27 protein-coding genes and 1 pseudogene are annotated in these 26,894 nt (G+C 51.1%); 15 read left to right on the top strand and 13 right to left on the bottom strand.

Annotated elements, in window-relative coordinates:
* The first annotated feature begins 9 nt into the window (after window positions 1–9).
* Window positions 10–1,332, top strand: coding sequence for a TldD/PmbA family protein (locus QYC28_RS00260; protein ID WP_399375249.1), 1,323 nt, complete (start codon window positions 10–12; stop codon window positions 1,330–1,332).
* A gap of 1 nt (window position 1,333) precedes the next feature.
* On the opposite strand, the gene QYC28_RS00255 is transcribed toward QYC28_RS00260, so the two are convergent.
* The 5 genes from QYC28_RS00255 to QYC28_RS00235 all read right to left on the bottom strand — a co-directional run bounded on the left by QYC28_RS00255 (window position 1,334) and on the right by QYC28_RS00235 (window position 5,182).
* On the bottom strand, window positions 1,334–2,050 hold the full coding sequence (locus tag QYC28_RS00255) for a heme oxygenase (biliverdin-producing) (RefSeq protein ID WP_302679653.1): 717 nt from the start codon (window positions 2,048–2,050) through the stop codon (window positions 1,334–1,336).
* Window positions 2,051–2,148: 98 nt separating this feature from the next.
* Window positions 2,149–3,540 (bottom strand): argininosuccinate lyase, encoded by a 1,392-nt coding sequence (gene argH, locus QYC28_RS00250; RefSeq protein WP_302679652.1) that lies wholly within the window; start codon window positions 3,538–3,540, stop codon window positions 2,149–2,151.
* A gap of 15 nt (window positions 3,541–3,555) precedes the next feature.
* Window positions 3,556–3,753, bottom strand: coding sequence for a hypothetical protein (locus tag QYC28_RS00245; RefSeq protein ID WP_225901602.1), 198 nt, complete (start codon window positions 3,751–3,753; stop codon window positions 3,556–3,558).
* Between the two features lie 91 nt (window positions 3,754–3,844).
* Window positions 3,845–4,822 carry a GGDEF domain-containing protein gene (locus QYC28_RS00240; protein WP_302679651.1) on the bottom strand — a complete coding sequence of 326 codons (978 nt, stop codon included), beginning with the start codon at window positions 4,820–4,822 and terminating at the stop codon, window positions 3,845–3,847.
* 144 nt (window positions 4,823–4,966) lie between these two features.
* Window positions 4,967–5,182 carry a helix-turn-helix domain-containing protein gene (locus QYC28_RS00235; RefSeq protein ID WP_149817070.1) on the bottom strand — a complete coding sequence of 72 codons (216 nt, stop codon included), beginning with the start codon at window positions 5,180–5,182 and terminating at the stop codon, window positions 4,967–4,969.
* A gap of 164 nt (window positions 5,183–5,346) precedes the next feature.
* On the opposite strand from QYC28_RS00235, the gene QYC28_RS00230 reads away from it, so the two are divergent.
* The 4 genes and pseudogenes from QYC28_RS00230 to QYC28_RS00215 all read left to right on the top strand — a co-directional run.
* A complete protein-coding gene (locus QYC28_RS00230; protein WP_190278126.1) occupies window positions 5,347–5,712 on the top strand; it encodes a helix-turn-helix domain-containing protein in 366 nt (121 codons plus the stop codon).
* 121 nt (window positions 5,713–5,833) lie between these two features.
* The gene (gene ispG, locus QYC28_RS00225; protein WP_149817066.1) at window positions 5,834–7,042 is read left to right on the top strand and encodes a (E)-4-hydroxy-3-methylbut-2-enyl-diphosphate synthase; all 1,209 of its coding nucleotides are present in this window, start codon (window positions 5,834–5,836) and stop codon (window positions 7,040–7,042) included.
* A gap of 29 nt (window positions 7,043–7,071) precedes the next feature.
* Window positions 7,072–7,416 (top strand): histidine triad nucleotide-binding protein, encoded by a 345-nt coding sequence (locus tag QYC28_RS00220; protein ID WP_149817064.1) that lies wholly within the window; start codon window positions 7,072–7,074, stop codon window positions 7,414–7,416.
* Window positions 7,417–7,627: 211 nt separating this feature from the next.
* Window positions 7,628–7,936 (top strand): annotated as a pseudogene (locus tag QYC28_RS00215) (ATP-binding cassette domain-containing protein); the annotation flags it as partial.
* A 3-nt stretch (window positions 7,937–7,939) separates the two neighbouring features.
* On the opposite strand, the gene QYC28_RS00210 reads toward QYC28_RS00215, so the two are convergent.
* Entirely contained in the window at window positions 7,940–9,277 is a 1,338-nt protein-coding gene (locus tag QYC28_RS00210) for a MotA/TolQ/ExbB proton channel family protein (RefSeq protein ID WP_302679650.1), read from the bottom strand.
* 274 nt (window positions 9,278–9,551) lie between these two features.
* Between QYC28_RS00210 and QYC28_RS00205 the strand changes: the two genes are divergently transcribed.
* On the top strand, window positions 9,552–12,881 hold the full coding sequence (locus QYC28_RS00205) for a tubulin-like doman-containing protein (RefSeq protein ID WP_302679649.1): 3,330 nt from the start codon (window positions 9,552–9,554) through the stop codon (window positions 12,879–12,881).
* Window positions 12,882–12,957: 76 nt separating this feature from the next.
* Window positions 12,958–13,431: a type IV pilin-like G/H family protein gene (locus QYC28_RS00200; protein WP_302678533.1), complete on the top strand. Its 474-nt coding sequence runs from the start codon at window positions 12,958–12,960 to the stop codon at window positions 13,429–13,431.
* Here QYC28_RS00200 and QYC28_RS00195 read toward each other — a convergent pair.
* Window positions 13,405–13,797 (bottom strand): helix-turn-helix transcriptional regulator, encoded by a 393-nt coding sequence (locus QYC28_RS00195; RefSeq protein ID WP_286626074.1) that lies wholly within the window; start codon window positions 13,795–13,797, stop codon window positions 13,405–13,407. The genes QYC28_RS00200 and QYC28_RS00195 overlap by 27 nt on opposite strands.
* Window positions 13,798–13,915: 118 nt before the next feature.
* Between QYC28_RS00195 and QYC28_RS00190 the strand changes: the two genes are divergently transcribed.
* The 3 genes from QYC28_RS00190 (at window position 13,916) to QYC28_RS00180 (ending at window position 15,601) form a co-directional block, all read left to right on the top strand.
* Window positions 13,916–14,083: a metallothionein gene (locus tag QYC28_RS00190; protein ID WP_149817054.1), complete on the top strand. Its 168-nt coding sequence runs from the start codon at window positions 13,916–13,918 to the stop codon at window positions 14,081–14,083.
* Between the two features lie 174 nt (window positions 14,084–14,257).
* Window positions 14,258–14,497 (top strand): thioredoxin family protein, encoded by a 240-nt coding sequence (locus QYC28_RS00185; protein ID WP_190278283.1) that lies wholly within the window; start codon window positions 14,258–14,260, stop codon window positions 14,495–14,497.
* A gap of 102 nt (window positions 14,498–14,599) precedes the next feature.
* The gene (locus tag QYC28_RS00180; protein ID WP_302679648.1) at window positions 14,600–15,601 is read left to right on the top strand and encodes a permease; all 1,002 of its coding nucleotides are present in this window, start codon (window positions 14,600–14,602) and stop codon (window positions 15,599–15,601) included.
* Here QYC28_RS00180 and QYC28_RS00175 read toward each other — a convergent pair.
* The 3 genes from QYC28_RS00175 to QYC28_RS00165 are packed head-to-tail and all read right to left on the bottom strand — an operon-like array spanning window position 15,593 to window position 17,719.
* On the bottom strand, window positions 15,593–16,573 hold the full coding sequence (locus QYC28_RS00175) for a glycosyltransferase family A protein (protein ID WP_302679647.1): 981 nt from the start codon (window positions 16,571–16,573) through the stop codon (window positions 15,593–15,595). The two genes, QYC28_RS00180 and QYC28_RS00175, sit on opposite strands and share 9 nt — an antisense overlap.
* On the bottom strand, window positions 16,528–17,295 hold the full coding sequence (locus QYC28_RS00170; protein ID WP_302679646.1) for a glycosyltransferase: 768 nt from the start codon (window positions 17,293–17,295) through the stop codon (window positions 16,528–16,530). The genes QYC28_RS00175 and QYC28_RS00170 overlap by 46 nt, the downstream gene beginning before the upstream one ends.
* Before the next feature lie 4 nt (window positions 17,296–17,299).
* Complete coding sequence (locus QYC28_RS00165; RefSeq protein WP_302679645.1) at window positions 17,300–17,719, bottom strand: DUF4168 domain-containing protein; 420 nt, start codon at window positions 17,717–17,719, stop codon at window positions 17,300–17,302.
* Between the two features lie 322 nt (window positions 17,720–18,041).
* Here QYC28_RS00165 and psaC point away from each other — a divergent pair, with 322 nt between their 5' ends.
* Window positions 18,042–18,287: a photosystem I iron-sulfur center protein PsaC gene (gene psaC, locus QYC28_RS00160; protein ID WP_011056855.1), complete on the top strand. Its 246-nt coding sequence runs from the start codon at window positions 18,042–18,044 to the stop codon at window positions 18,285–18,287.
* 106 nt (window positions 18,288–18,393) lie between these two features.
* Here the strand turns inward: psaC and QYC28_RS00155 are convergent, their stop codons facing one another.
* Window positions 18,394–18,672, bottom strand: a complete 279-nt coding sequence (locus tag QYC28_RS00155) for a hypothetical protein (RefSeq protein ID WP_302679644.1) — start codon at window positions 18,670–18,672, stop codon at window positions 18,394–18,396.
* A 234-nt stretch (window positions 18,673–18,906) separates the two neighbouring features.
* Here QYC28_RS00155 and QYC28_RS00150 point away from each other — a divergent pair, with 234 nt between their 5' ends.
* The 4 genes from QYC28_RS00150 to QYC28_RS00135 all read left to right on the top strand — a co-directional run bounded on the left by QYC28_RS00150 (window position 18,907) and on the right by QYC28_RS00135 (window position 24,597).
* Entirely contained in the window at window positions 18,907–19,359 is a 453-nt protein-coding gene (locus QYC28_RS00150; protein ID WP_302679643.1) for a type IV pilin protein, read from the top strand.
* Window positions 19,360–19,500: 141 nt separating this feature from the next.
* A complete protein-coding gene (locus QYC28_RS00145; RefSeq protein ID WP_302679642.1) occupies window positions 19,501–22,854 on the top strand; it encodes a glycosyltransferase in 3,354 nt (1,117 codons plus the stop codon).
* Between the two features lie 198 nt (window positions 22,855–23,052).
* On the top strand, window positions 23,053–23,349 hold the full coding sequence (petF1, locus tag QYC28_RS00140) for a ferredoxin PetF1 (protein ID WP_011056851.1): 297 nt from the start codon (window positions 23,053–23,055) through the stop codon (window positions 23,347–23,349).
* 105 nt (window positions 23,350–23,454) lie between these two features.
* Window positions 23,455–24,597, top strand: a complete 1,143-nt coding sequence (locus QYC28_RS00135) for a GNAT family N-acetyltransferase (RefSeq protein WP_302679640.1) — start codon at window positions 23,455–23,457, stop codon at window positions 24,595–24,597.
* Here QYC28_RS00135 and QYC28_RS00130 read toward each other — a convergent pair.
* Together QYC28_RS00130 and QYC28_RS00125 are read right to left on the bottom strand one after the other, a co-directional pair.
* On the bottom strand, window positions 24,594–25,337 hold the full coding sequence (locus QYC28_RS00130) for a hypothetical protein (RefSeq protein WP_286668812.1): 744 nt from the start codon (window positions 25,335–25,337) through the stop codon (window positions 24,594–24,596). The genes QYC28_RS00135 and QYC28_RS00130 overlap by 4 nt on opposite strands.
* Window positions 25,338–25,378: 41 nt before the next feature.
* Window positions 25,379–26,854, bottom strand: coding sequence for a hypothetical protein (locus tag QYC28_RS00125; RefSeq protein WP_302679639.1), 1,476 nt, complete (start codon window positions 26,852–26,854; stop codon window positions 25,379–25,381).
* Between the last annotated feature and the right edge of the window lie 40 nt (window positions 26,855–26,894).

The following is a 26,894-nucleotide window of genomic DNA, read 5'->3' as shown; positions in this document are numbered from 1 at the left end:
CTGCACCGCATGACCCTTGACTTTTCTGCTGCTCAGCACCTGAGCCATGAGCTGTTTGCTGCCCTGAAACCGACAGAGGCGCTTTTCGTTGAAATTGCCAGTGAATCCAGCCAGTTTATCCGCTTCAATCGGGCGCGGGTGCGGCAAATTGGCACCGTAGAAGATACGGTGGTGACCCTGCGGTTGCAATCGCAGCAACGGACGGCTAGCACCTCGTTTCCCTATACGGGAACGGCAGATCTAGCGGCTGCCCTAGATCACTTGGCCGCATTGCGTTCAGAAACGGTGCAACTCCCTGTGGATCCTTACCTCGTGCCACCAACGGATACCGGTTCCATTCAGGATACCTACCTTGGTCGCTTACCTGATCCTGAGGCCGTCGTAGAAACGATTCTGACACCTGTCCAGGGCCTTGATTTTGTCGGCATTTACAGTGGCGGCACGATCGCTCGTGGGAGCTTTAACTCCGCTGGGCAGGAGCACTGGTTTGCTACGGAAACGTTTTGCTTGGATTATTCTCTCTTTACAGCGGCGGGCAAGGCGGTGAAAAATAGCTATGCCAGTACCCATTGGGACACTGCCATCTATCAAGCTCAAATTGAGGGCGATCGCCAGCAGTTAGCACAATTGGAACAGCCTCCCCGTCAGTTAGCAGCGGGACGCTATCGCACCTACTTTGCCCCGGCAGCGGTAGCTGAACTGGTGGGCATGCTCTCTTGGGGAGCCGTGAGTGAAGCGGCCTATCGCCAAGGCGGCAGTGCCCTCGCCAAATTACGGGAAGGGGCAACCCTCTCTCCCCTCTTTAGTTTGCAGGAGGACTTTACCACAGGAACGGTGCCCCGCTTTAATGCCGATGGCGATATTGCGCCCCCTTGCTTGTCTTTGATTGATCGCGGGAAATTGCAAACGTTACTCATTAGTCGGCGCACCGCTCAAGAATACAACCTCGTGGCCAATGGTGCCAACCGCCAGGAAACCCTGCGATCGCCCCTCCTCTTGCCGGGCACGCTACCAGAGCAGGAGGTGCTGGCTGCCCTCGATACGGGTCTCTATGTGGGCAATTTACACTACCTCAACTGGAGCGATCGCCCCAATGGCCGCATGACCGGCATGACCCGCTATGCCTGCTTTTGGGTAGAGCAGGGCAAAATTGTTGCACCCATTACAGACCTGCGCTTTGATGACAGTCTCTATGAGTTTTGGGGAGACAACCTCGAAGCCCTGACGGACACCCCCGTTTGGGTTGCCAACACCGACACCTATGAACGTCGTTCCCTTGGGGGTATGACTGTGCCGGGGATGCTGGTCAAGGCCTTTAACTTTACCCTCTAGGCTACTCGGCAGTGGCCAACTCGGTGCTGCCGCGCTGTTTGCGACGGGTGAGGGTATTAAAGAGCAACTGGCCAATGGCTCTGATGAGGTTGCCCTCCAGTTCTTGGAAGATCTTCATATTCATCCCAAAGGCGGCATTGGCCTCATCCACAATCTGCTGCGCCGTTGCTTCATCTACGGCCAGCTCATCCAAGCGTTGGCGATAGAGTTGCTTAAAGGCCTTTTCGTCACTAATGGATTCAAAGCGATAAAACGCCGTACCCTCGCCATCTTGGAGATTCATGGCACGCTCAGCAATCCCCTTGAGGATTTGGCCGCCGGAAAGATCGCCAAGGTAACGGGTGTAGGAGTGCGCCACCAACAGTTCGGGGGCGGTGTTCGCCACTTCGTGGATGCGGGCAACATAGGCTTGAGTCGCGGGCGAGGGGGTAATTTCTTCCCGCCAATTGGAACCAAAGTAGTAGGTGAGATCTCGCTCAAGGCTGTTTTTGCGGTTCAGCTCCGGAAAGTAAATCTTGCCCACAATGGGATGGTCTTTGAGCCGTTCCATCTCCTGTTCCATAGCACTGTAAACGTGATAGAGGCTGGCAACGAGTTTGCGGTAGGAGCTTTTTTCCACGGTGCCTTTGAGGAAGCAACGCACAAAGCCAACGTTCTCGGCCATGGTGTGGGCTTTTTTGGTGCCTTCGCGCAATTTCGTCGCTAGAGACGTCGTCATCACGAGATCCTTCTTAAAAATTTGCAACGTTTTGTTTCTAAAAGCGACCGTAAGTACAGTCTATTTCTCAGGCTAAGGGCAAATGACACCATTTTTCATTAAAAATCATTAAGGCGATCGCGAGCCGCTGCAAGGGCTTGGCGCACCTGATCAAACCCTGTGCCCCCGTAGCTATCGCGGGCAGCCACCACCTGTCGCGGTGCAATGCGTTCGTAAATATCCGCTGCAAAGGCGGGGTGCAGGGCTTGCCATTCTTCAAGGCTGAGGTCTTTGAGGAATTTCCCTTGAGCAAGACAGGTTTTCACCACCTGCCCCACCAAGTTATAAGCCTCACGGAAGGGCACCCCCTTACTGGCCAAGTAATCGGCGACATCCGTGGCATTGGCAAAATCACTCTCCACCGCCGCCGCCAAGCGTTGCGGTTGAAACACCACCCCCTCCGCCATCAGGATCGTCATCGCCTCTAGACAGGCACGCACAGTATCAACAGCATCGAACAGGGCTTCTTTATCTTCTTGGAGATCCTTGTTGTAGGCCAAGGGTAGCCCCTTCATGATCACCAAGAGGGCTTGCAAATGGCCAAACACCCGTCCTGTTTTGCCCCGCACCAACTCCGGCACATCGGGATTTTTCTTTTGGGGCATGATGCTAGAACCCGTGGCACAGGTGTCGGTGAGCTTGACAAAGGCAAATTCCTCAGAGGCCCACAGAATAATCTCCTCCGAGAGCCGCGATAGATGCACCATGATCAAGCTAGCAGCACAGAGAAATTCAATGGCAAAATCGCGATCGCTGACGGCATCGAGGCTATTGCGATAGGGTTCGCGAAAACCCAACAATGCTGCTGTGTAGTGGCGATCGATGGGAAACGTTGTGCCCGCCAGTGCCCCAGCTCCTAAGGGAGAGACATTCACCCGCTCACGAATTTGCCGCAGTCGCTCGCTGTCCCGCTCGGCCATTTCCACATAGGCCAGCAGATGGTGAGCCAAGCTCAGGGGTTGTGCCCGTTGCAAGTGGGTGTAACCGGGGATGAGCGTTTCCACATGGGATTCTGCTAAGTCCAAAAGAGTGCGCTGCCACTGTCGCAGTTGTCGAAGAATATGGTCAATTTCTGAGCGCAGGTAAAGGCGAATATCGGTGGCCACCTGATCGTTGCGCGATCGCGCCGTATGCAGTTTCTTACCCACCTCCCCCACCAGTTCTGTGAGGCGGCGTTCGACGGCAAAGTGCACATCCTCCGCTTCAATACCGGGAGTAAACTGACCCGCGCGGTATTCTTGGCGAATTTGCTCTAGGCCTTGAATCAGCGTTTCGGCTTCCTCAGGGGAAATAATCCCCGTTTTTGCCAGCATGCGGGCATGGGCTTGGGAGCCGGTGAGGTCGTATTCAATGAGGCGAATATCAAAGCCAATACTGGCATTAAAGCGGGCGATCGCCGGATGGAGGGCTTGTTCAAAGCGCTGGCTCCAAGGCTGGGGTTGGGCGGTCACAGGCAGTTCTCAGGGCTAAAAATTCAGGAGCTTGCCAAAAATCCAGCCAATGGCCAGACCAATAATCAGTGCCCACAGTTGGCCAGAATCGACAAAGTTTGCCCACGCCTTAGAAACGTCTTCCCCCAAGGTATCTTTGAATTTCTGCGCCACAATAATCTGCGGCTCAATCGTCATTTGGCTGGCAATAAAGTAGTTCGGTGCAGTATTCATAGCCATTGGCGGAAACGCAACTCAAGTTTATCCTAGCGGAGGCGGGGGCGATCGCCAACCAGTATCGCAGCACTGAGGATTAGAAGACCCATTATTGTGACCACTCAAGCAGAATACAGCGATCGCGCCCCTGTTGCTTGGCCTGATAAAGGGCGGCATCAGCAATGGCAAAAATCTCCGTTAAGGTGCCCTCACTTGCCTTGGCAGGAACAAAGCATAACCCAGCACTGACGGTTATGTAGGGATGGTGCGCCCTCTCCCCTTGGGGGATTTTCATCTCTCGAACATGATGGAGTATTCGTTCAACAATGTGTAGAGCCGTATCAGCAGAAACATGGGAGAGCACAAGGGCAAACTCCTCACCGCCGTAGCGAGCAATGATATCGTTGGAGCGCAGATGGGCTTTAAGGGTTTGAGCCACCTGTTGCAGCACGCGATCGCCCGCCAAGTGACCCCAACGATCGTTATAGGCCTTGAAATCATCAACATCAATTAACGCTAGTGTCAAGGCATGGCCTTGGTCTTGAGCCTGCTGCCAGAGCTGATTCAATGCTATGTCAAAAAAGCGACGATTGCCTAACCCCGTTAAGGGATCCTGTTCCGCAAGGATCTGGAGGTGCTGTTTTTCCTGCTCTAGGGCTTGTTGGCATTGTTGCAATTCCCTCACAAGGGCAATTTGCCGAGCCAGTTCGGCCTGTAGTTGTTGCAACTGGGCAGCGAGTAACTGCTGATTGTGGCAAAAGCTAGGAACAATCCGCGTCAAAATCGCAGGTTCATCATCCAGATTGACGCCAATGCCTTCAATAACCCACTGATCCGCTTCAGGGTTGGGAATTGGAAAATGGGCAGCCAACATCTGGGCATTGCTTTGACAGAGCTTTAACCATGCCTCTACCTGCTCCGGCGATTGTTGCAGCAGCGCTGCGAGGGATTTACCAATTAAGGCTTCTGCATCCTGTTGCCAAAAGAGCGAGGCACCATCGTTGATTGCTAGAATTTCACCGCTACTATTCACGATCGCGATCGGCTCAGGGAAAAGGCAAATATATTCAGCAAGTGTCCCCCTCATTTGTTTCGTTTGAGCCTATCAAAGGAATGGTTGCACTAATAAGAAATATTTCAGGAATACACCGAAAAATTAAAAGTTAGTTGTCAAAGTAAAATTTTTCTAATTGTTAGGCTATACTAAAAGATAGATAATTAGAGAGAAAAATTAATCCGAGGGGGATTGACAACTGTAGTAGTCGGGGAAAACAACGTAAAGAGGCTTTTCAAGAATCGTTGCTATTTCCTTCTCAATCATTGCCGAGCGGGAGCGGCCACGAATCACTGCCGATACACAGTGACGGGAAACCCCTAGCTTTTGGCCAATTTTGGCGCCATTCCAGCCCCGTTTTCGCAATTCTGCCTTAATGTCCTCAGGATGCATAGTGCTGTTATCAATCTGTGCCCAACAATTCAATGTTAATTGCGGGCAATAAGGTTGTCAAGCGACAACTTTTGACAAGGTAGTGGGGGTATTCATTGATGAGGTTGACATGTAAAGTTATTGAAAGACGCAGTGCCCTTTCCAAGGGTCTATTTAGGTTCCGCATGGTTAGTCCACTCTCTCGAAAACAACTCTCTAGGCTGCTACGCCAAAAACGGGGGATACGCAGTCAACGTGCCTTTGCCGCCGAGCTGGGAATCTCCTATACCTGCTTGCAAAAATGGGAAAATATGGCCTCATTTCCAAATACTGAAAATCTATTAAAGTTGTGTCGTGTTTTTGGCTTTGAGGATTTAGAAAGTTTTATCGCCTACCTCAACCAAACGGATGTCACCAACCGCGAAGAAGAACAACTGGTGACTGAGATTCTTGCCAAATTGCGTCACTTGCCTCCGGCGACAGCAGTTCGGGTGCTAGAAACAGCGCTAGGGTTGTTAAAGGCTGCCGCTAACAATGAAGGGGACATTTGAGTATTTTTTAGGTTCCAAAAGAATTATAGCAAATCTCTTGGGGGGCGATCGCCTGCCGCAGCTTGCCGCTTCTATGGCATCCTGAAAGGGAGAAGTTGCGCAATTTGGCCACTTACATCCTATGCAAACGCTGCCGAGTCCTGTTCAAGCTACTCCGACAGAAACCGCCATTGTCCGTCGCAAAACCCGTCCTGTGCCCGTTGGCTCTGTCATCATTGGGGGCGGTCATCCTGTGGCGGTGCAATCGATGATCAATGAAGACACGCTAGATATTGAAGGCTCAGTAGCCGCCATTCGTCGTCTCCATGAAATTGGCTGTGAAATTGTGCGGGTGACAGTGCCTAGCCTTGCCCATGCTAAAGCCATGGAAGAGATTCGCGATCGCCTCTACAAAACCTACAAACCTGTGCCCTTGGTTGCCGATGTCCACCACAACGGCATGAAAATTGCCCTCGAAGTCGCCAAGTATGTGGACAATGTACGCATCAATCCGGGGCTATACGTCTTTGAGAAACCCAAGCCCGATCGCACTGAATACACCCAAGCCGAGTTTGAGGAAATTGGTGCCAAAATTCGCGAAACCCTTGAGCCACTGGTGATCTCGCTGCGGGATCAGGGCAAATCCATGCGCATTGGCGTCAATCACGGTTCTCTTGCTGAGCGGATGCTCTTTACGTATGGGGACACCCCAGAAGGCATGGTGGAATCGGCTCTAGAATTTATCCGCATCTGCGAGTCTTTGAATTTCTACAATCTTGAAATTTCCCTCAAGGCCTCACGGGTACCCGTGATGATTGCCGCCAACCGCCTTATGGTCAAGCGCATGGACGAACTGGGCATGGACTACCCCCTCCACTTGGGAGTCACTGAAGCCGGCGATGGCGAGTATGGCCGCATCAAATCCACTGCTGGCATTGCCACCCTCCTTGCCGAAGGTATTGGCGATACGATTCGTGTCTCCCTCACCGAAGCCCCCGAAAAAGAAATTCCTGTCTGCTACGGCATTTTACAAGCCTTGGGTCTGCGGCGAACCATGGTGGAGTATGTGGCCTGTCCCTCCTGTGGGCGCACGCTCTTTAACCTTGAGGAAGTGCTGCACAAAGTCCGCGAAGCCACCAAACACTTGACGGGTCTCAACATTGCCGTTATGGGCTGCATTGTCAATGGACCGGGAGAAATGGCCGACGCCGACTATGGCTATGTGGGCAAACAACCCGGCTATATCTCGCTCTATCGCGGTCGTGAGGAAGTGAAAAAGGTGCCGGAATCTGAAGGGGTGGCTGCCCTTGTGGAATTAATCAAAGCCGATGGCCGCTGGGTGGATCCCTAAACCATTAGACATGTGTGAGGAGTGAAACCATGACCACGGAAACCATTTTTAGCCGCATCATTCGCCGCGAGATTCCAGCGGATATTGTTCACGAGGATGAGCTGTGTCTGGCCTTTCGTGACATCAACCCCCAAGCCCCCGTGCATATTCTGGTCATCCCCAAAAAGCCGATTCCCCAACTCAGCTTGGCAGAACCGGAAGATCACCGTGTGCTGGGGCACCTGCTGCTGACGGCGAAACGCATTGCTGAGGCAGAGGGTTTAACCAATGGCTATCGGATTGTCATTAACAATGGCCCCGATGGCGGTCAAACCGTCTATCATCTGCACCTGCACCTGTTGGGCGGGCGAGCCATGCAGTGGCCACCGGGTTGAAGTTGCGTAGCAGTCAATACACTTTTTTACAAAAGGTAATTAGCCGTGGGGAGCGATCGCTGAAACCTTGTAGCCTAGGATACAGTTTGCGCCAATAACGTCCCCTTAGCCTATGGGGGATTATTGCTTATACGAGACAGCAAAACCCCATGGCTCAACAATTTGGACTCGGACGACGGAAATTTTTGGTGTATGGCTCAGGTTCCACCCCATGGGCGGAGATCTCAGCGGCGGGCAGCAGCAACAGTTGGCGATCGCCCGCGCCCTAATCGGCGAACCCAAGCTTCTCCTATTGGATGAACCCACCGAGGGAATTCAACCCTCGATTATCCTTGAGATTGAGGCGGCAGTTCGTCGCATTATTGCCGTCCGAGGCATTTCTGTCCTCCTAGTGGAGCAGCACCTCCACTTTGTCCGTGAGGCAGACTGGTACTATGCCATGCAAAAGGGGGGCATTGTTGCCTCTGACCCCACCCGTGATCTCAGTCAAGAGGTGATTCAGCGGTTCCTCGCGGTCTAACCTCTAAATTGGGCGATCGCCCCCATCCAAGGAACTCGGCTGCTCCACTAGCGTTACCCGTCGAGGTTGTGCCAGTTGCCGTAGCACCGGTTGCAGATTCCCCAGCGTGTGGTTGAGGCTATCGAGGAGCAGTTGCAGATTACCCGTATCGGCGAGGGCTTGCAGGGCTTGGTTGAGGGTTTCTAACAGTTGTAACCGCTGTTGCAGAGTGCGATCGCTCTCGGCCAAGAGTTGAGCAATGTACTGACTCTGTTGCCGCAGTTCTTGGGCAATGGCGGTCTGTTCCCGATTGACGTGCGCCAGTAGTTCCCCTTGGCTGTGCTGAATCTGGGTCACGAGGCGCTCAAACTGCTCAATGGCCTGTTGCTGGCGCTCCTCCAGTGTGGCCACAAATTGCTGCCGATCCCTGACCACGGCACGGGCCAGTTGATTTAAGTTGTCCAAGAGTTGTTGCAGCCGTTCCTGCGTGGGCAGCTCCGTGCGAATCGTTTCCTGAATCACTTCTTGGAGAGTGTCGCGATCCACCCCTGCGGACGTATGCGTAACGGGGAGGCGAGGCAGCAGTTGATCGTTAATGTAGGTGTCAATTTGCAGCAGCAGCTTATTCTCCCAGCGTTCAACGATCACCATCGGAATCATCACCAGCACACTCAGCACTAAGGCCACGAGGGTCGTATCAAAGGCCACTGCTAGCCCCGTCGTCACACCGCCAATCCCCTCCTTGATTTGGTTCACGTCCTGAGCCGTCTCCAAAAAGCTGGAAAAGCCACTGACCGCTTGGCTAATCCCAACCACGGTGCCAATAAAGCCCAGCAGGGGAATCGCCCAGACGAGAACACGGGGAATCGTATAGGAGGCATCAGTGGCGGCTGCGGCACTGCCACTCTCTTCTGCGGCGGCTTCAACGGCAATCTCTCGCTGGCCACTGCTGAGAAAGGCGCCTAAAACACGGGCACAGCGATTGGGCAGCAGCGTCCGCCGTTGGGCAAGGGTTTGCTGCAGTTGCAAAATATCCCGCATCGAGGTGAAGGGGTAGTTGGCGGGAATCCAGATTTGCCGCAGGCTGGGTGCTTGTTGAAAGAGGGCGATCGCCTTCAAAATCGTAAACACCAAAACTGTCCACGCAAAAAAGACAGCCACGGGTTGCGTCCAGCCACGATTGAGGAGCAGTTGGCCAAGGTAGGTGCCCTGAAGGGGCAAAAAGAAAATGTAAAGGATCACCGTAGCAACGGCAGCGATCGCCAGCGCTAACCACAGCGGCACAGTGAGATCCCGGCGGGGTACCGCCACCGGTGTTAGGGAAGGGGCAGTTGTTGTCGAAACGGAAGAAGAAGCTGTCATGACAATACTCAGGGCGCAAACATTTTTCAATCTATCGTGAAGGCGCCTCAAATTTTGGCAACTGCTGCTGCTCCCTGCTGCCTATCGGGGAATGAACCAGCCCCGAAATCCACAGGGTACTGCCGTGAGAGGATTCGCACCAGTTCCCAGTCAATGAGTCTCCTACTACCACGGTCCTCTGCTCTCCTGAGGGATGGTATTCATGGACAGGCCACTCCAGACTTGGCGGACATCCTTGCTAGGATGGGGATGACTGGTCACGGAGACGGGAATCATGCCTGCACAGGTGGAGGAAAAGTCGATTGTTCCGACAGTAATTGTTGGCGTGGGAGGTACAGGCATTGAGGTGCTATCGCGGGTGCGGCGACTGGTGGAGGAAACCTACGGCAGCCTGAAGCAGTTTCCCGTGATTAGCTTCCTCGCCATTGACACCGATCGCGACTACAAAGTGAGTAACCCCCTCGCCGCTGGCTCTCCCCTCAAGGACAACGAAAAGCACTGGGCCAGTGTCAGTGGCAAAAACGTGCAGCAAATCATTCAAAACCTCGACAACTACCCGTGGATTGCCTCTTGGTTTCCCAAGGAACTGGAGCGCAACATTACCGCCCTAGAGGCTGGGGCGGGTCAAATCCGTGCCTGTGGTCGGTTTGCCTTCTTTTGCAACTACCATGCGATTCAACAAAAGTTCCAAGCGGCCAGCGATCGCGTTAAAGGCCACGAAAGTTATATGCAAAGCCGCTATGGCCTCAAGGTCAACAATAGTAGCCTCAATGTCTTTATTACAGGTTCCCTCTCTGGGGGCACGGGTAGCGGTATGCTCATTGACCTCGGCTATTGTGTGCGCCATTGGCTCAAGGGGCAGTCGAGTCCCCTCGTCACGGCAATTGTGCCCATGCCCAATGCCTTTGCAGCCATTAGTGTCGGCGATCGCGTGCTGGCCAATGGCTATGCCGCCCTCATGGAACTCAGTTACTTTGCCGACTACCGCACCGAGTACGTGGCGCAATTTAGTAGCAGCCTCAGCGACGAAGTGCGCTACAACTGTCCTCCCTTTGACTTTACCTACCTCGTGGGCACTAAAAATGGCGAGAATGAATTCAAGCTCGATGAGATCCGTGAGATGATTGCCCAAAATATCTTTTTGGATCTCACTTCTGACTTTGCGCCCCACAAACGCTCGATTCGCGACAACATTAAGGCGGCTTGGGCCTCTCAGGATGCCGGGGGGCGGGGCTATCCCAAGAGCTTTATGGCCTTTGGCCTCTCCAGTGTCGAAATTCCCATTGCCCAAATTCGCGCCTCCTTGACCTATCGCCTTTGCCAAGACTTTATTCACTGGTGGCTGAACGAATCGGTGCAATTGCCACCCCAGCTTTTAGAGGTGACCCAGAGTCTCCTGAAACCCATGAACTTGCTGGATATGGATTTGGTACTGGCCTTAGCAGCAGCGGGCGATCGCCCCTACATGCAGGAAATTTCCCGCTGGGTGAATGATCTACGCAATCAAATTAGCCGTGAAAACCGCCTTGAATGTACCCAACAGGGGGTAGGGGGCATGATTGGTGCCGAAAGAGGCAAAATTTTGCAATTTGTGCCTTGGCTGAGTGAACAGGTGGACAATTACCGTGCTGCCCACTTGCGCGAACTTAGCCCCGATGAGCGTCTCCACGGTGACTTTTTGCAGCGCATGTACGACAACCGCAATCAAATTATCCAGCAGGCTCGCCAAAGTCTTGAGGAGGAGTTCTACCGCATTGTTGAAGATCGCAATCGCGGACCCAAGTTTGCCAATGCCTTTCTGCTGCAAATTCGCCAAATTTTTGTCAGTCAGAAGGAAAAATATGACCGCGAAATTCAGCACACTTGGCAACCCAATATCACCAATCGTCAGCGGCAATACGAAAATGCCCTGCAGGATATCCAGCACTTTAGCACTCTCTTTGGCATCTCCAAGCAAGCGAAAATGGAGGAATTCTGCCAGCAGGCTCTAGAAGGCATTGAGGGCAGTTTCAATGCCATCATTCAAGCTAAAGCCCGCTTTCTGGCCAAGGAGGTGATGGACAAACTAGAGGAATGGCTGCAGGGGATGGAGGCACGTCTTGCCAAGCTCAACCAGCGGCTCCTCAATTTACGGGATGGTTTCAAGGCGATGGCCGATAGTCAAGCGGATAGTGCCGATGCCCTGCGAATCAATGGGGTGAAGCTCTACGATCGCCAAGAACTCAATGGCCTCTATCAAGACTTGGTGGAACGCTATGCGGGTGCCAATACCGGGGTGCAGTCCACATTTGCCATTGGTCTAAACCAACTCTGTACCACAACGGCAGCAACGGTGTTGCAGGAGGCGAGTCCCCTCTGGAAGGAAACCCGCGCCGCCAATGAGGTGATGCGTCTCTTGGATTTGGCACAACTAGCGGATGTCCAAGAAAGTGACCTGCGGGAGATTATCCAAGAAACCGTACGGCGCACCGTGCAAAATGCCCCAGAAGAGAGCCGCCTTGTGCGGGATCTCACCGCCTGCGATCGCCTGTTGCAGTTCTATCGCAATGATGAAGCGGAGATCCTCAATGCCCTGCGCATGGCTTACCAAAAATCAAAGCCACTGCTATTGCTCTCCCAAGCGGTCATGAGTGGTCGTGATGCTGGCTTTACTCCTTCAGTGAATACCAATATCGCCATTGTTGGCGGTGAAAATACGGCTGATTTGGCTGCCAAAAAACTGATTCCCCTGCTCAAGAACCTCGTCAAACCGAATGGCCAGAGCATTACCAGTGATGACATTAAGCCCTTGGGCGATCGCGAACGCCACCGCATTGTCTTTGTCCAAGAGATGGGGGGCTTTTCCCTACGCTGTATTGAGGGCATGCCCGAACTGCGCCAGTCCTACCAAGATTGGCGAGGCCAAATGATTACCGCCAAACGCGCCCGCCTGCGGGGAGAAAACCGCGATTTGCCCATCCCCGTACATCTGCAAAAGGATCCCCCCTTCTGGGATGTCTTTCCAGAAAACCCCCAAATTCTAAAACTGGTGGTGATTGCTCGCGCCCTTGATGTCCTCAAACAAGCAGAAAACCGCGCCACCCGCGAAGCCACCATCCGCTACACCCGCCATACCGCCGTTGGTCTTGAAGATGTGGACATTGCCGCCAACTGGGAGGAGGTGACCCAAGTCCTAGAGGTGTTGGCCTGCCGTCCCGACTTAGAGGAAATTCAGCGCCAAGTGACCGTTATTCTCAAAGCAGCCGAAACCCCAGAACAAAAGCAAGCCCTCTATGAGCATCTACTGAACTACTTGAAGCGACGCGAGGAAGAACTCCACAAAGCTGGGGGACGCGACAGCCTTGAATATAAGCGAGAAGCCGCCATTCTCCAAGAGGTGATCCAAACCTATCAATTGGCTCAAGGCACACCAGCCCCTAGCCCCACACCAACGTTCCCTGCTCCTGAACCACCTCCATCCCAACCCGAACCAACACCTGAAACCAGTGCTTCGGCGAGTTCCTCTGGCTTAGAGCAACTGCAACAACTGATGACCATGTATCAGCAGGGACTACTCTCAGAAGCGGAGTTCCAAGCGGCCAAGAAAAAACTACTGGGGCTATAGAGGAGCTCCCTGTAATTTTACAGAGATCTGTGGGAACACTTGAGAGTGAAGACGAGTCTAACCTGAGAGCCGCCCTATGTCTCCTTACCGTCTTAATTTGCCTTGGTTCTACCGATCGCTCATCCTCTCGAAAGGCTTTACCCTCATTGAACTGCTCGTCGTTGTCATTATTATCGCGATTTTGGCGGCGATCGCCCTCCCCTCCATGTTAAATCAAGCCACCAAAGCCCGCGAATCCCAAGCCAAAACAAATGTTGGCGCGGTCAACCGTGCACAACAGGCCTACCGTTTGGCCAATCCCACATTCACCACTGACATCGCAAGTTTACAAATCGGCTTTAGTGATACGCCCGACTATGATTACGCGATCACTGCTGCGAATAGTAACTATGCTGAATTCCAAGCCACCCCTGAGCGTTCAGAATTGAAAGCGTTTACGGGCTGCACCTATGCTACGTTTACAACACTAACCACAACCCAAATTTTAGAAGCTGCCCCCGCTGGTTCAGGAATTGCCTCACCCTCATCTTGCCCCGTTCCCACTCCCTGAAGTGTCTGATGCGTCTTCATCTAAGTGTTCTGCGACCGCCTCATAAAGAGCGAGGACATGGTGATCTAGCAATTGATAAAAGATATGCCGCCCTTGGCGACGAAACTTGACCAGTCGCATGGCCTTAAGCATCCGCAATTGGTGGGAGACGGCAGATTCGCTCATTTCCAGTGCCACGGCAATATCGCCAACACAAAACTCCCCTTGGGCGAGCAAGGCGACAATCCGCAGTCGGTTGGCATCCGCCAAGAGGCCAAAAAATTGCGCCATCCGTTGGGCTTTCTCCGTAGAGAGCAGGCGATCGCTGGCTCGTGCCAAAGCCTCTGGATGATGAGGATGAGAAGGAGCAAAAATTTTAGTATTCATACTTCCATCATAGGCGTTGATCAGGTGCTAACTAATTGACGTTTGAACAACTGTTCAGATATATTAAAGGAGAGGTGAAGCATACCTCCCTTGTGTCACTTATTTGGAGAGAACAGCCATGACAACCGTTACCCAAATGAAATGTGCCTGCCCCCACTGCCTCTGCATTGTCTCCCTCAGCGAGGCCATCATGGTTGAGGGCAAACCCTACTGCTCCGAAGCCTGTGCCAACGGCACCTGCAAAGAAAGCGGTGGTTGTGGCCACGCTGGCTGTGGCTGTAGCTAAGGTTCGCAATTTTTAGCTGAATGGGCGGGGAACTCCGCCCTTTACCACTAGCAAGCCTTAGCAGGAAAGCTGAAGGGGTGCTACACTTGTGTAAGCGGAGTTAAGCATCGCCTCAGGATAAAACACGAAAAGCGCTTAGACCTAGGCGCATGTCGCCTAAAAGTAGAGGGAAAGATTATGACATTAAAAATAGAAATTTTAGGCACAAATTGCAAAAAATGTCAACAACTAGAAGTGAATACTCAAACTGCTGTTAAAAATCTCAACTTGGCGGCCGAAATTACTCACGTAACCGATAGCCTAGAAATAGCCAACCGAGGAGTAATGTCAACACCTGCTTTGGCCATTAATGGCAAGGTGGTCAGCAAAGGAAAAGTCTTAACGCCTGAAGAAATTGCATCCTTCTTAAAATAACATTCCGTAGAGTATTGCTATTGGTAGCGTTTCAATTGCTTGAGGTTTTCTCAATTTGAAAAAAAGCCCAAGTGTTTGCTACAAACTTAACTGGAAAAAGACATGCTGGATTTGTTTTACCCCTTTGATTGGTTATCTGCTCAAATAGTTACGAAATTATTTGGCTTATCCCTAGACTCACACCTAGGCAAAAGTTTGCACTTCTTCTTTTACGATGTGCCAAAAATATTAACCTTATTAGCTGTAATTAGCTTTGTAGTTGGAACACTGCAAACTTTCTTAGAACCTGAAAAAGTTAGAGTTTATTTAGAGGGAAAACGCAAATTAAGCGGGCATATTTTAGCAGCAAGTTTAGGGGCAGTAACACCATTTTGTTCTTGTTCTGCCGTGCCTTTATTCATCGGTTTTGTTAAAGCTGGCATACCTTTAGGTATTACCTTCTCCTACCTTATTTCCGCTCCGATGGTGGATGCAGTTGCTGTATTTTTATTATTCGCTTTATTTGGTCTAAAAATAACTTTATTTTATATCTTTTTTGGGATTACATTAGCTGTTATTACCGGTTATGTTATTGGCTTGTTGAAGCTAGAAAAATGGGTAGAACCTTTTATTTGGGAATTAAAAAATAAACAGTATAAACAATCTCAAGATGAGGATATTGAACTAATAAGATTCTCTCAGATGAGCTGGGAAGATAGATTCAAAGTTGGTTGGTTTCAATCAAGTGAAATTCTTAAATCAGTTTGGATTTATGTGATAATTGGGATTGGTATTGGTGCTGGAATCCACGGTTATATGCCCGCTCAACTTATTAGCGAATGGATAGGAAAAGATAACCCCTTTGCTGTCTTAGTTGCTGTTTTAATTGGAGTACCCCTTTACACTAATATTGCAGGGGTTTTACCCATTGCCTCAGCTCTATTTTCCAAGGGAATGCCTATCGGTACAGTCTTATCTTTTACCATGGCAGTGACTGCTCTTTCTTTACCAGAAATGATCATTTTGCGAAAGGTTTTAAAACCAAAATTATTAGGTATTTTTATTGGTTTAACTACCTTAGGAATTGTGGGGGTTGGTTATTTATTTAATGCTATCTCAGCCTAACAGATCCTTAGCCTGCTGTCGCTGTTGCCGATGGCGTCTATGCTTAAGGAACCCAAGAAAACTTCTGGGACACAAATAAAGGACAACAAGGATCAGGAGCAACTCATAGCACCCACTGCGCCATGTGAGGCGAAGAAGAGTTTTCGTATCCAATATCTCTGCATTAATTTTGGTGTTTATCAATGTGGCTATGGCAATTCGGCGAAAACAGGCCTTAATCCCTCGGCGGTGGTGGTAAGGAGTTTGCTGAGAGTGTAACAACTCTACTAAGAAGGGTAATGAAGCAGGGAGGGCAGCTTGAGGGAGTTTACTGCAGCGATTCTCTGCATCTTGGTTATAGATAACAGTAACTATTGCTGCATGAGCTACAGGGTATTGGTACCCCAAGTGCCACCAAGCGATGTAGTCCTCATTTAGTTTGACACCCACGGGGAAGCCCCCAACAGAAAGTAGCGCCTCCTTGCAAACACAGGCAGTTGAGGAATTAACCATACTCAGTCCTTGGGCATGGGTTTCAAAGAACCGCTCCACCATGCCTCGCCAGCCGTATGGCAACCCGCTTGGCGGCAAATAGTAGTCCCCACGTTGCCGAATTAGACAAAATGTACTCCACAAAGCGGCTTGCGGAAACGCCGTGATTAATGCTTGAAGAGTACTCAAGTGCTCGGGCAGCCACTCATCATCAGCATCCAAAAATGCGACGTAGGGATAACTGGCTTCCTGTAATCCGCGATTACGGGCGGCGCTGACCCCTTGGTTTGGCTGTTGAATCAAACGCACACCCTGATCCAAAAAGCCGCGAACAATTTCAGCGCTAGCATCAGTTGACCCATCATCAACCACAAGAATCTCAGCTGCTGGGCTGGTTTGCTGCAAAACACTCCTCAGCGTATGAGCAATATGCCTAGCTTTGTTATACAAAGGAATTACCACAGAAATTTTGATCTCTGTTGTTGAATGCGGGGCCAACATCTGATAATCCGATAAAAGAGTAGCAAGGTTTGGACAAGGAGGGAGTGTCCTAAACGAACTTGAACCCGATACAGCTCAACAATCAATCCCAAAAGATCGCTACCACTGGTTCCATGGGGATGGAAACGCCCAGCAATAAAATCTCTCCTAGCAACCCTTGCACCCGCACGGATTGCTTGCATAACAAAAAGCTGATCCGCTACGATAGGAAAATGGCGAGAGTATTGACCAACCCTTTGATGTAATGTGCGTCGAATTGCCAAGCCAACAGCATGACCAGTTACGTGAGCCTGCATGCCCTTCAACCATTCCCATGTTGGCTGCCAAACAGACGCTATGTCACGCTCTCCTATGTAATAGTTAGCAGTAACAAAATCCGCCCCTGTTTCCTCGCAAGCGATCTTGTATTGGGCAACTGCCTCAGGAAAAAGCTCGTCATCTGCACCCATCACCAGATAATAGTCTCCTGAGGCTAGGCGAATAGCACGGTTGAGGGCATCATAGATCCCAAAGTCGGGTCGCGAGTCGACAACGACTGCCTTGAGTTCAGCTGTTGCTGCTTCTATTAGCTCTAAAGTGCGATCCGTAGAGCTGCCATCGGCAACGACCCACTCAAAGTCTTGATCGGTTTGAGCAATCAACGATGCAATCAACCGTGGCAGGTGTCCCTCAGCATTATAGGTCGCAGTAATAATACTTAGAGTTGGTTGAGTGGGTTTCATGGGTTCAAGGTCGCTGCAATCGCACCATCTCGGCCTGAATACGCTGACTCAAGGCGCTGTCCTGCTGTGCTCGCAGTGTAATCGTATTGAATTGCTCTAAAGACATATTATATTTCCTCAGCACCTGCATTGCCTCACGCACATAGTTAGCACAGATGGTCTCCAAGCCACTGGGGATATTTTGGGGATTCATGCCAAAGCAAGAATTGCGGGGCACTTGACCTTGGAAAGCCACCTGAGCTTGACGGTAGTATTTTTGACGAATGGGTTCAATTTCCAGAACCACGCGGGCATAGTTCATGATCTCCCACGGAGCGATCGCATCTGTGCGCGGGGAAGTTTGAGCCAAGGAATGAGGTGAAGGCACAAGCACCAGCAGTAGGCCTGCACTACACACAGCAAGGGGCAACCACTTCCAAGACATTGACCACCACACACAACGCATCCGACTACACTGTACTTGGAATCCCTAGAACCCCTTCAAGTTCCGCAACGCAGGCAAGCACCGCAGAGTAAAAACTGTTTTGGCTAAGATTGATCCCACAATAGGTAAATTTACCAGACTTTACAAAAAAGTTACATTCTTTGAAGTTTGCCCATCCACTCCGCCGCGCAACCAACCACTGCGGTATCCTAAATCTCGGTATTTATCTCCAGACTGCCCTTATTGTCGTAGCTTAGGGGCTTCCTGAGTTGGCGGCAGGGCATCCACCTGTCATCCTGATCGTTTTAGGAGCGGTTATTCCATGGCTCACACTGTCAAAATCTACGATACCTGCATTGGCTGCACCCAGTGTGTGCGGGCCTGCCCCACCGATGTGCTGGAAATGGTGCCTTGGGATGGTTGCAAAGCGGGTCAAATTGCCTCCTCCCCCCGCACGGAAGATTGCGTTGGCTGCAAACGCTGTGAAACGGCCTGTCCGACGGACTTTTTGAGTATTCGCGTCTATCTGGGTGCCGAAACCACCCGCAGCATGGGTCTAGCCTACTAGTTCCCTATTTTCGTGAAACCTTCGGTAAATCCTTGATTGGGCTTGAGGCAATATACCTACGTCTCAAGTCTTTTATTTGTTTTAGCGGCCGTACTCTACCTACCGCTCAAGGCTGATCCTCGTTGCTGAGGCGGTTTTGCAGGTCATCCACCGCTTCATTGATTTGGGCAATTTTGGCCTCTAGCTCTAGGCGCATAGACTCCATTAAGTTGTCATCACTGCCATTGAGGGGAGCAGTTTTATCCCCCTTCAGCCGCCCAGAGTCACTGGTGATTGCTTCGCTCAATCGATCCTTAACTAAAAGCGTGACAAGGGAACCCGCAATGCCACCAAAGAGGGCACCTGCTAGAAATCCCCAGCCAAAGCCATTGCCACGGTTATTCATAAAGAGACTGATCAGGCTTGATAACTATAGACTAGCCTACTGCACACCATGCGAAGATACCACAGGAGCAAGCTACCGCAAATTTAGCAGATTGGGAATGACGCCTACCGAGGGCACTCCAGTAGTAGCAGGAAAAAATCGGAAACTTTTTGGAAGGGGTGTTAATTTTGCCGCAGGGGGTGGGTATGTTATGCCTAGAGGCGAATATGTCTTGACTTAAGGAGTCTCAAAAATATGAAAACCGAACTGAAAGCGAAATTCCTGCAACACCTGCTGGCCAAGAAAAAAGCCAACGAAGGCTTCACCCTCATTGAGCTGCTGGTGGTGGTGATCATCATCGGTATCTTGGCCGCCATTGCCCTGCCCTCCATGCTCAACCAGGCCGCTAAAGCTCGTCTCGCCAGTGCTAAAAACGCTGTGGGTGCGGTCAACCGTGCTCAGCAAGCCTACCGCTTGGAAGCCACTTCATTTGCCGACGACCTTGCTACGCTCAAAATTGGTGTCAGCCAGCCTGATGGTTACAGTGCGCTGACACTGGCCAACATTGGTGTGAATACTGCTGATGTGACTACAAAGTCTAATGACACCGCAGGTACAGGTGTGCGTGGCTGTGTCACAGTTGTTAATGGTGTAACGACTGCTAGTGTTAAGGAAGGAAGTGACCAAAATGCTCCAGATAACTGCTAAGTGCAGCTAAATTCAAGTAGCCAAGAGACTTAAGTGGTCTCAAATGTACATAAGCTTAAAGCCAAGGAACAATTCTTGGCTTTTTTTAATCAAAAAATATCGTACTAAGAGAAAATTATATTAATTGGTAGTCCTCTTGCGATGCGGATTCTTTTTGTTGATCGGATTCGTTGGCAGTACACACTCAACACACCCTATGAAGCTCCCTTAGGGGGATCACAATCAGCACTCTGTTATCTAGCGGAGCAGTTGCAGCGGCGGGGGCATGAAGTTTGGTTTTTCAACAGTACACAGCACATTGAATCTATTCGCCATGTTCCCCACCTACCCTTGTCTTGGCTAAGAGTAGAATTCCTTGAACAACTGCGTCCCGATGTTGCTGTTCTGCTCAACCGTGCCCTACCGATGGATCCGCTGCGCTCTGTCCTGCCACCCCAGACTCCTCTACTACTATGGACACAACACGCTGCCAATCAACCTGCCGTTGAATCTTTGCAATCCCCTGAACATCAACAGGTCTATCAACGGATTATCTTAATTAGTCAATGGCAGCAAGAGCAATATATTGAAGTATTCAAAATTCCTGTTGAGAAAACCGCTGTCCTGCGTAATGCCATTGCCCCTTGTTTTGAAAACCTTTTTGATCCTACAGAATCTATCCTTAAGGCAAAGGCGCAACCTTTGACACTGGCCTATACGAGTACCCCCTTTCGCGGTTTGAATCTACTTCTTGATCTCATGCCTTCGCTGCAGGCGAGCCATCCCTCAGTACGTCTCAATGTTTATTCCAGCATGAAGGTCTATCAAGCCAGCGAGGCTGAGGATCAACAGCGGTATGGAAACCTCTACCAACGCTGCCATGACTTGGCCAATGTCAATTATATTGGGTCACTCCCCCAACCAGAACTAGCTCAAGCCCTCAAATCCACTGCCATTTGGGCCTATACGAATACCTTTGCTGAAACCTCCTGCATTGCCGCAATGGAGGCTATGGCCAGCGGTTGCTACGTCATTACTAGTGAACTGGGTGCCCTCCCTGAAACAACAGCGGGCTTTGCTGACCTCATCCCTCTTCCCCACGAGGACTATCTGGCTGCCTATGGCCGCGTGCTTGATCGGGTGATTCAACGGTTTAAAGACCCTCAAGCCCATGCCGCCCTCGATGCCCATCTCCGTGCTCAAGTGGACTACATCAATCGCCACTGCACATGGTCAGTTCGTGCCCGCGAATGGGAAGCATTCCTAGAACAAGTTTTGATACAGGTGGCTGTTGTTCCCAATGTAATTGCTTGGACATCCCATTTACGTCATAACCTGAAACACCAGCGCTATGAAAAAGTCCTCAGCACCTGTGAGAGGCTCAGCCAAACTCACCCCAGCGCCCAATGGATAGGCTACCAAGGAGGAACCTATCTACTTCAGGGGGAAGAATCCGCTGCTCAACTGTTGTGGTCTGTCTATCTGAGTGAGTTTCCTGAAGATACTACTGCAACCCACACATGGGCAAAGATTCTAGCTGAAACTGCCTCTTTTTCCGATGTAGATTTGACTCATCGCTTTATTCTGCTGACCTATGCCTATGAATTTGAGGCTAAAGTTTCTTGGGGATTCCAGTTGTTAGCACTGTTACTAGAACTGCGGGTGGAACCAAGCGAGGTTGATTCTCTACTGGAGCAGTTGTCTTCCTCGCTACAGGAGGAGGGTTTTGAAGATAGCAATCAGGCTGACGATGCTCTAAAAATCGCTCGCTACTTAATTACCTATTACCTAGACCTACCCTCGCTCCCCAATTTTCTAAAAGCTCTGAGCCAGTGTTCTACTCTCAGTAATTCGCTTCAGGATTTAATTTTTAATGAACTCAGTAATGCTCCAGCACAGCGGGCAAAAGTTCTCGCTCCCTTATATCTAGAGCTAGCTAACGAGCAATGGGGTCTCTACGAGTTTTTGGCACGCATGGCTTGCTTGGGCGGGCTACCTGAGTTAGCACTAGCCTGTGCTCAACGACTAGCCGAGGATTCGTTGACACCCCTTGGTGGAGATTTGACTCTGACCACTCAGCTCCATGTATATCAAACCTTTAAGTATGATCTGCGCTACGACCAAACATTAGCTAGGCTATTTCAACAATGGCAGGAGCAGCTTTCCAGTTGCCATACCTATCTTCAAGAGCATTTAGATGGTGCAGCGGTAGGTTTTGGCGCTTTTTTCTACGCCAGTTCTTCTTACTTTCACTGGTGTCACTACATTGATGAGCCAAAGTTATTAAAGCCAATCTACAACCAGCGCAATCAGCTTTTTTATAATCATTCCCATAATTACTTGAAAAACATAGGGAAATACTGTCACATCTTGAAAAGAGAGTCTGAAAAAATTCGGGTTGGCTTGATCGGAATGTGCTTTCAGGAGCATCCCGTTGCTCACCAAATCCGTGGCTTCATTCACTGCTTTAATCGTGAAGAATTTGAGGTCTTTGGCTATAGTCCATGGTCAGAGTCAATCAAGCAAGACAACATTGCGCGTTGGTTTCAATCTCACTTGAGCCATGTTCGTCAAGGGGGCAAAAGTGCTACTGAAATTGCTCAGCAGATTTATGATGATCAGATTGATCTTCTCATTGACTTAGATAGCTGTACCAGTGACCTTACCTATCAAGTTCTCACCCTCAAGCCAGCGCCTATACAAGCGACATGGGTGGGCTTTGATGCCATTGGCTTGCCAACAGTAGATTACTTTATTGTTGACCCTTACATTCTGCCTGAGGGAGCGCAGGCATGGTACACAGAAACCCTGTGGCGGCTGCCGGATTGTTATCTCTCCCTTGATGGCTATGAGGTGGCCAACAGAACAGGAATTCGCGATCAATTGGGGCTGAGTGCCGATACGGTAATCTTTCTCTGTGCCCAGCGTGCCAGTAAAATTCAACCGGAAATGCTCAAGCTGCAATTTGCCATTGTTGAAGCGGTGCCAAATGCTGTACTCATTGTGAAATATCACAGTAGCAGTCCCATCTTTGAGGAGTGGTGCCGTAGTGTTGCTGAAGCTGCCGGATTTGATTTAAGCAAACTCTATTTCTTGACATCAAATCCGCCAGAGATCCACCGTGCCAATCTCTATGATGTGGATGTGGTGCTGGATACCTATCCCTATGTGGGGGGGGCAATGAGCCTAGAGGCGTTATGGATGGAGGTGCCAATTGTGACGAAGGTGGGTCAGCAGTTTGTGGCACGGCACACCTACACTTTCCTCAAAAATGTTGGCGTTGAGGAGGGGATTGCCTTCAATGATGAGGAGTATGTGAATTGGGGAATTCGTTTTGGGACGGAGCCAGACCTGCGGCAGCAGGTCAGCTGGAAACTGCGGCAAGCTAAACGCTATGCCCCCCTGTGGAATCCCCAACGCTTTAGCCGTGAGATGGAGCAAGCCCTAACGGCCATGGTGAATCGGTATCGGACAGGGGAGTTGGTTGTGCCCCCGCGCCATCGAGTCGGAGAATAGAGCCAGTCATCGAGTTTGCTTAATTTTCTCCATAGAGTTCAATGTCTATAAGTATTTCAGATACCTTGGAAGCCTTAGATTACGAAAACGATACAAGGAGGGGTTTGCAGTTGCCAATCAAGGCTGAGGTTTTCCCCTAGTATCTAAATTGGAGCGTGATGGCTCCCTGCCTTTTCCATATAAGAGAGGACAAGATTCATGGCAACCTACAAAGTAACGCTTGTGCGTCCTGATGGAAGCGAAACAACAATTGACGTGCCTGAAGATGAGTACATTCTGGATGTGGCTGAAGAGCAAGGCTTAGACCTGCCCTTCTCCTGCCGTGCTGGTGCTTGCTCGACCTGTGCCGGCAAGCTGCTGGAAGGGGAAGTGGATCAGTCGGATCAATCCTTCTTGGATGATGACCAAATCGAGAAGGGCTTTGTGCTCACCTGTGTCGCCTATCCCCGTTCTGACTGCAAAATCCTCACCAACCAAGAGGAAGAACTTTACTAAGGCGATTTTGCACAATTTATCTTGCTGGGGCGGTTGTCGTGGGGCAGCGCCCCTTTATTTTGGTGACGGAGTCCTTAAGATGGAAGTAGTGATTGGTGCCCGCTGATGGTTTCCGAGTTGCCCTCCACTGGTGATTTGATTATCCGTCCCTTGGCCTATCGGGATGTGGAGGTGGTGGAACAGCGGCTGTGCCATGAAGGGGTACATGATCAACCCTTTGGTCTGCCGTCCTTGGCGGGTGGCCTGATGACCTCACCGCTGCATCTATTGCAGTGGCTAACGGGGATGAGCAAGCTGCGGATTTATGTCGCGGAGCGGGACAACCAAGTGTTAGGCGTTGTGCAAGTGGCTCCCTTTAATGAAAGTCGCACCACATGGCAGGTGCAGCAATTGGCCGCCCAAGAGTTTACGGAGGTGGGGACACAACTCCTGCGCCACTGTTTTAGTACCCTTGTGGAAGCCCGTACTTGGATGGTTGAAATCAATATTGACCACCGTGAAGCACTAGACCTCTACCGCCAAAATGGCTTTCAACCCTTGGCGCATCTCACCTACTGGCAAATTTCAGCGGATCAGTTGGCAGAACTGGCACAGGGCACGCCTTGCTTGCCTAATTTGCTGAAGGTCACGAATGCTGATGCACGGTTGCTGCATGAGTTGGATACGATGTCGATGCCGGCACTGGTGCGCCAAGTCTTTAATCGCCACTATCGGGACTTTCAAACGAGTCTTTTGGATTGGCTACACCACGGTTTGGCCAGTTGGTCGCAACAGGTACAAGTGCATCGTGCTTATGTGTTTGAACCACAGCGGAAGGTGGCGATCGCCTCCTATACACTCCATACCAGCCAAGATGGACACACGCCCCACTGGCTAGACTTAACAGTACATCCTGCCTATACAAATCTGTATCCAGGGGTACTGACCCACATTGCTCGCTTGGTGCAGGCCTATCCGCCCGTACCTCTACTGCTGTCTTCGACGGATTACCAAGGGGAGCGAGAAGCCTACCTTGAAAGCTGGGCTGAACCTATCCGCCGCAGTTTAATGATGTCGCGCTCGGTGTGGCACAAGGTGCGGGAAGTGCGATCGCCCCTGCCGGAAGGCCTGACCTTATCAGAAGTGCTGCAAGGCCTGCAAACCCATCGCCGCCCTCAACCCGGTCAGATTCATACCAAAGAGGGAGCACAGGCCTACTACCGCGAGCACCCATCCGAAAACACATCGCCCCCAGAAGCCCAATCCTAATCTTGGGAGAGGGAAATTTCTGAGGTTTCAGTGTAGCCTTGGAGAGCTTGTAAAAGGCGTTGGATTGCGGTTTCATTGTCGAGGGGTAACCGTTCAGGTTCAGCAACAGCCGTGTGCTGGGTGAGCTGCGGTAGAGTTTCGAGGGGTTGACCGTAGGTATTGCCCTTGGTGGCCAGCGGTGTGCTTCGGGGCAGCGGGTTGAGGAAGCTAATTTGCTCAGGCAAGTAGAAGATGGGTTGCAGGTGCTCTAGGGGAAAGGTGCCATAGCCTTGGGCATCCGCTGGATGGTGTTGCCAGTAGTCAAGAAGGGTCTGGCGATCGCAAAAACCCAGCATCTGTGCCTGACGGCGATCGCGATCCAGACCAACAGCAACCGCCAAATCGGCGTTGATCACCCCCAAAAATGTCGGGCAATGAATCCGCACAGACTCTCCCGCCTCGACAGGATAGATAGATAACTGCACCCCTTCCAAGTTGAGATCCGCAATGTCCACAAGGTCAAGAACCTCTGGCCGCTCACACCAAGTGGTACTCAAGGTCAGATCATCGGGCAGATCGTCCAGATCATCCTGCTTACTGGGAACACCCTCATTTTCCCACCAGTCTATGAACGAGTAGAGGGCAACCAAATAGGGCAGAACCTGCCGTTGCCGACTGGGACGACATCCCTGAAGCACCCCATGGGCGGCATCCAATATCAGGGAACGAATGGGAACAGTCGGTGCCAAAAAGGAAGTCATAGCCGTCGTCATCCAAACCAAGTACGAAAAAGCGAGGCTGCCTAGGGAAGGTAGTAAATATCGTTATGCTCACACCACTGCGCAAGTTTGGCCTCTATTTGCTCATCAATTTGTTTTGCGGTGCAGAGGCCACGGGCATAGTCAGGGTGAATTTCACGGCGGGTTTGCCGTCGTTGATGGGGGCTGGGGATTGATTGGGTTTCATACCATCGCCTCATCCATTGCGGAATCTGGGGATCTTGAAAGAATTTACGGTAGAGCCACAGGCGATATTCACGACCGAGGCAGCGAGAAATCGTGGGCTGGCTGACAAAGAGTTCACGGGCAATTTCCGCTTGGGTACGGCGACGCTCACACCAATCCCTGACCCATGTCGGCGTCTGCGGATCATTGAGAAACTCCACCATGGACTCCACCCCTTGGCCATTGCTGGTGGGTAGGGTGCGGGTATCGGGATAGTTGTCAATCCATTCTTGGTTGCTGTCGGTGGAGCAAATGTTCAGAGAGCGAGTGGACTGCACATAACGTCCAAGAATACGCCGTACCTGTTGATGAATGTCGCGGGTGTACTCGATCGTCCAGCCCAAGAGTTGGGCAATGTGCTGGCGCAAGCGAGCCGTCGAAGCACGGATACGGGGATCGGTAATTTCCGTTTGGACAATCGTAATCAACTGAGCGCAGGCTTTGGGATCAATCTCCCGTTTTACCTCAGGGGGTGCTGCTTGATAACGATCTTGAAAGACTTGCAGGGCGCGGTTGTCATAGAAGAGCAGTTCATCAGCCTCGCGCTTGAGGAGTTTGCGTTTTTCATCCGCCAGTTTATTGCTGATGACCGTGCGCACCCATGCTTCAAAGGTGGGACGACCATGACCAGTGGCACCAAAGGGCTTGAGGGGGTCAAAGGACTTCATTGCTTCCCAGAGCCAGCCCGTGAGGTTACTTTGGCATTGCTCGGGATCAGAACTCCCCAGACATACGGTACGCAGGAGATCGCGGTACTCGTGGCGAAACTGGGGGGATAGGAGGACTGTTGCGCCGAGTTCTTGGCGTAGGCACTGGATAAAGAAGGCGAGGAAACACTCGGCCTCTGTCAGTTCGGGGGAGGGATTGCGGTTGGCTAGGACTGGGCGACTAAAGGCAAGCACCAGTTGCTTCAGGGGTTGATTGTACTGGCCACGATTGAGGCGATCGTACTCATCTTGAATGACGGTGGCGGGAATTTGCAGTAATCGCTGCACCGTTTTTTGCACCGCCTGCTGTTGAAGTTGATCGCGGCTCAGGTTTTCTAGGCAGCGAGGAAAGAGGCGAAAATAGGCTTCCACTAGGCGTTGGAGATAGCCGCCGCGTTGACTCAGATGGGTATCAATGTTGCGCTCGAGGATGGCTCGCAGGGCTTGAGAGAGGGGCTTCGTCACAGCGGGCGATCGCTCCCCGGCTAAATAACGAGACCGAGCTGCCTGCAATAACTGCGGCAGTTGTTCCACCTCAAGATCAGGACTGCGGGTCGAGAGACTCATCCGAAATCGGCAACGTGAAAATAATTTAATTACTCAACAT

It is taken from the genome of Thermosynechococcus sp. HY596, assembly GCF_030518715.1.
GTDB lineage: Bacteria > Cyanobacteriota > Cyanobacteriia > Thermosynechococcales > Thermosynechococcaceae > Thermosynechococcus.
The sequence above is the reverse complement of the archived record's forward strand: the minus strand, read 5'-3'. Positions and strand labels throughout refer to the sequence as shown.

Excerpts from the sequence above, each read along its gene's own strand:
- QYC28_RS00175 (WP_302679647.1), bottom strand. The coding sequence starts at position 16,573 with ATGTTGGCCCCGCATTCAACAACAGAGATCAAAATTTCTGTGGTAATT.
- QYC28_RS00165 (WP_302679645.1), bottom strand. The coding sequence starts at position 17,719 with ATGTCTTGGAAGTGGTTGCCCCTTGCTGTGTGTAGTGCAGGCCTACTG.
- QYC28_RS00130 (WP_286668812.1), bottom strand. The coding sequence starts at position 25,337 with ATGACTTCCTTTTTGGCACCGACTGTTCCCATTCGTTCCCTGATATTG.
- QYC28_RS00145 (WP_302679642.1), top strand. The coding sequence starts at position 19,501 with ATGCGGATTCTTTTTGTTGATCGGATTCGTTGGCAGTACACACTCAAC.
- QYC28_RS00155 (WP_302679644.1), bottom strand. The coding sequence starts at position 18,672 with ATGAATAACCGTGGCAATGGCTTTGGCTGGGGATTTCTAGCAGGTGCC.
- QYC28_RS00205 (WP_302679649.1), top strand. The coding sequence starts at position 9,552 with ATGCCTGCACAGGTGGAGGAAAAGTCGATTGTTCCGACAGTAATTGTT.
- QYC28_RS00245 (WP_225901602.1), bottom strand. The coding sequence starts at position 3,753 with ATGAATACTGCACCGAACTACTTTATTGCCAGCCAAATGACGATTGAG.
- QYC28_RS00230 (WP_190278126.1), top strand. The coding sequence starts at position 5,347 with ATGGTTAGTCCACTCTCTCGAAAACAACTCTCTAGGCTGCTACGCCAA.
- QYC28_RS00260 (WP_399375249.1), top strand. The coding sequence starts at position 10 with ATGACCCTTGACTTTTCTGCTGCTCAGCACCTGAGCCATGAGCTGTTT.
- QYC28_RS00195 (WP_286626074.1), bottom strand. The coding sequence starts at position 13,797 with ATGAATACTAAAATTTTTGCTCCTTCTCATCCTCATCATCCAGAGGCT.
- QYC28_RS00135 (WP_302679640.1), top strand. The coding sequence starts at position 23,455 with ATGGTTTCCGAGTTGCCCTCCACTGGTGATTTGATTATCCGTCCCTTG.
- psaC (WP_011056855.1), top strand. The coding sequence starts at position 18,042 with ATGGCTCACACTGTCAAAATCTACGATACCTGCATTGGCTGCACCCAG.
- petF1 (WP_011056851.1), top strand. The coding sequence starts at position 23,053 with ATGGCAACCTACAAAGTAACGCTTGTGCGTCCTGATGGAAGCGAAACA.
- QYC28_RS00170 (WP_302679646.1), bottom strand. The coding sequence starts at position 17,295 with ATGAAACCCACTCAACCAACTCTAAGTATTATTACTGCGACCTATAAT.
- QYC28_RS00150 (WP_302679643.1), top strand. The coding sequence starts at position 18,907 with ATGAAAACCGAACTGAAAGCGAAATTCCTGCAACACCTGCTGGCCAAG.
- ispG (WP_149817066.1), top strand. The coding sequence starts at position 5,834 with ATGCAAACGCTGCCGAGTCCTGTTCAAGCTACTCCGACAGAAACCGCC.
- QYC28_RS00220 (WP_149817064.1), top strand. The coding sequence starts at position 7,072 with ATGACCACGGAAACCATTTTTAGCCGCATCATTCGCCGCGAGATTCCA.
- QYC28_RS00180 (WP_302679648.1), top strand. The coding sequence starts at position 14,600 with ATGCTGGATTTGTTTTACCCCTTTGATTGGTTATCTGCTCAAATAGTT.
- QYC28_RS00255 (WP_302679653.1), bottom strand. The coding sequence starts at position 2,050 with ATGACGACGTCTCTAGCGACGAAATTGCGCGAAGGCACCAAAAAAGCC.
- QYC28_RS00200 (WP_302678533.1), top strand. The coding sequence starts at position 12,958 with ATGTCTCCTTACCGTCTTAATTTGCCTTGGTTCTACCGATCGCTCATC.
- QYC28_RS00240 (WP_302679651.1), bottom strand. The coding sequence starts at position 4,822 with ATGAGGGGGACACTTGCTGAATATATTTGCCTTTTCCCTGAGCCGATC.
- QYC28_RS00210 (WP_302679650.1), bottom strand. The coding sequence starts at position 9,277 with ATGACAGCTTCTTCTTCCGTTTCGACAACAACTGCCCCTTCCCTAACA.
- QYC28_RS00125 (WP_302679639.1), bottom strand. The coding sequence starts at position 26,854 with ATGAGTCTCTCGACCCGCAGTCCTGATCTTGAGGTGGAACAACTGCCG.
- QYC28_RS00235 (WP_149817070.1), bottom strand. The coding sequence starts at position 5,182 with ATGCATCCTGAGGACATTAAGGCAGAATTGCGAAAACGGGGCTGGAAT.
- QYC28_RS00190 (WP_149817054.1), top strand. The coding sequence starts at position 13,916 with ATGACAACCGTTACCCAAATGAAATGTGCCTGCCCCCACTGCCTCTGC.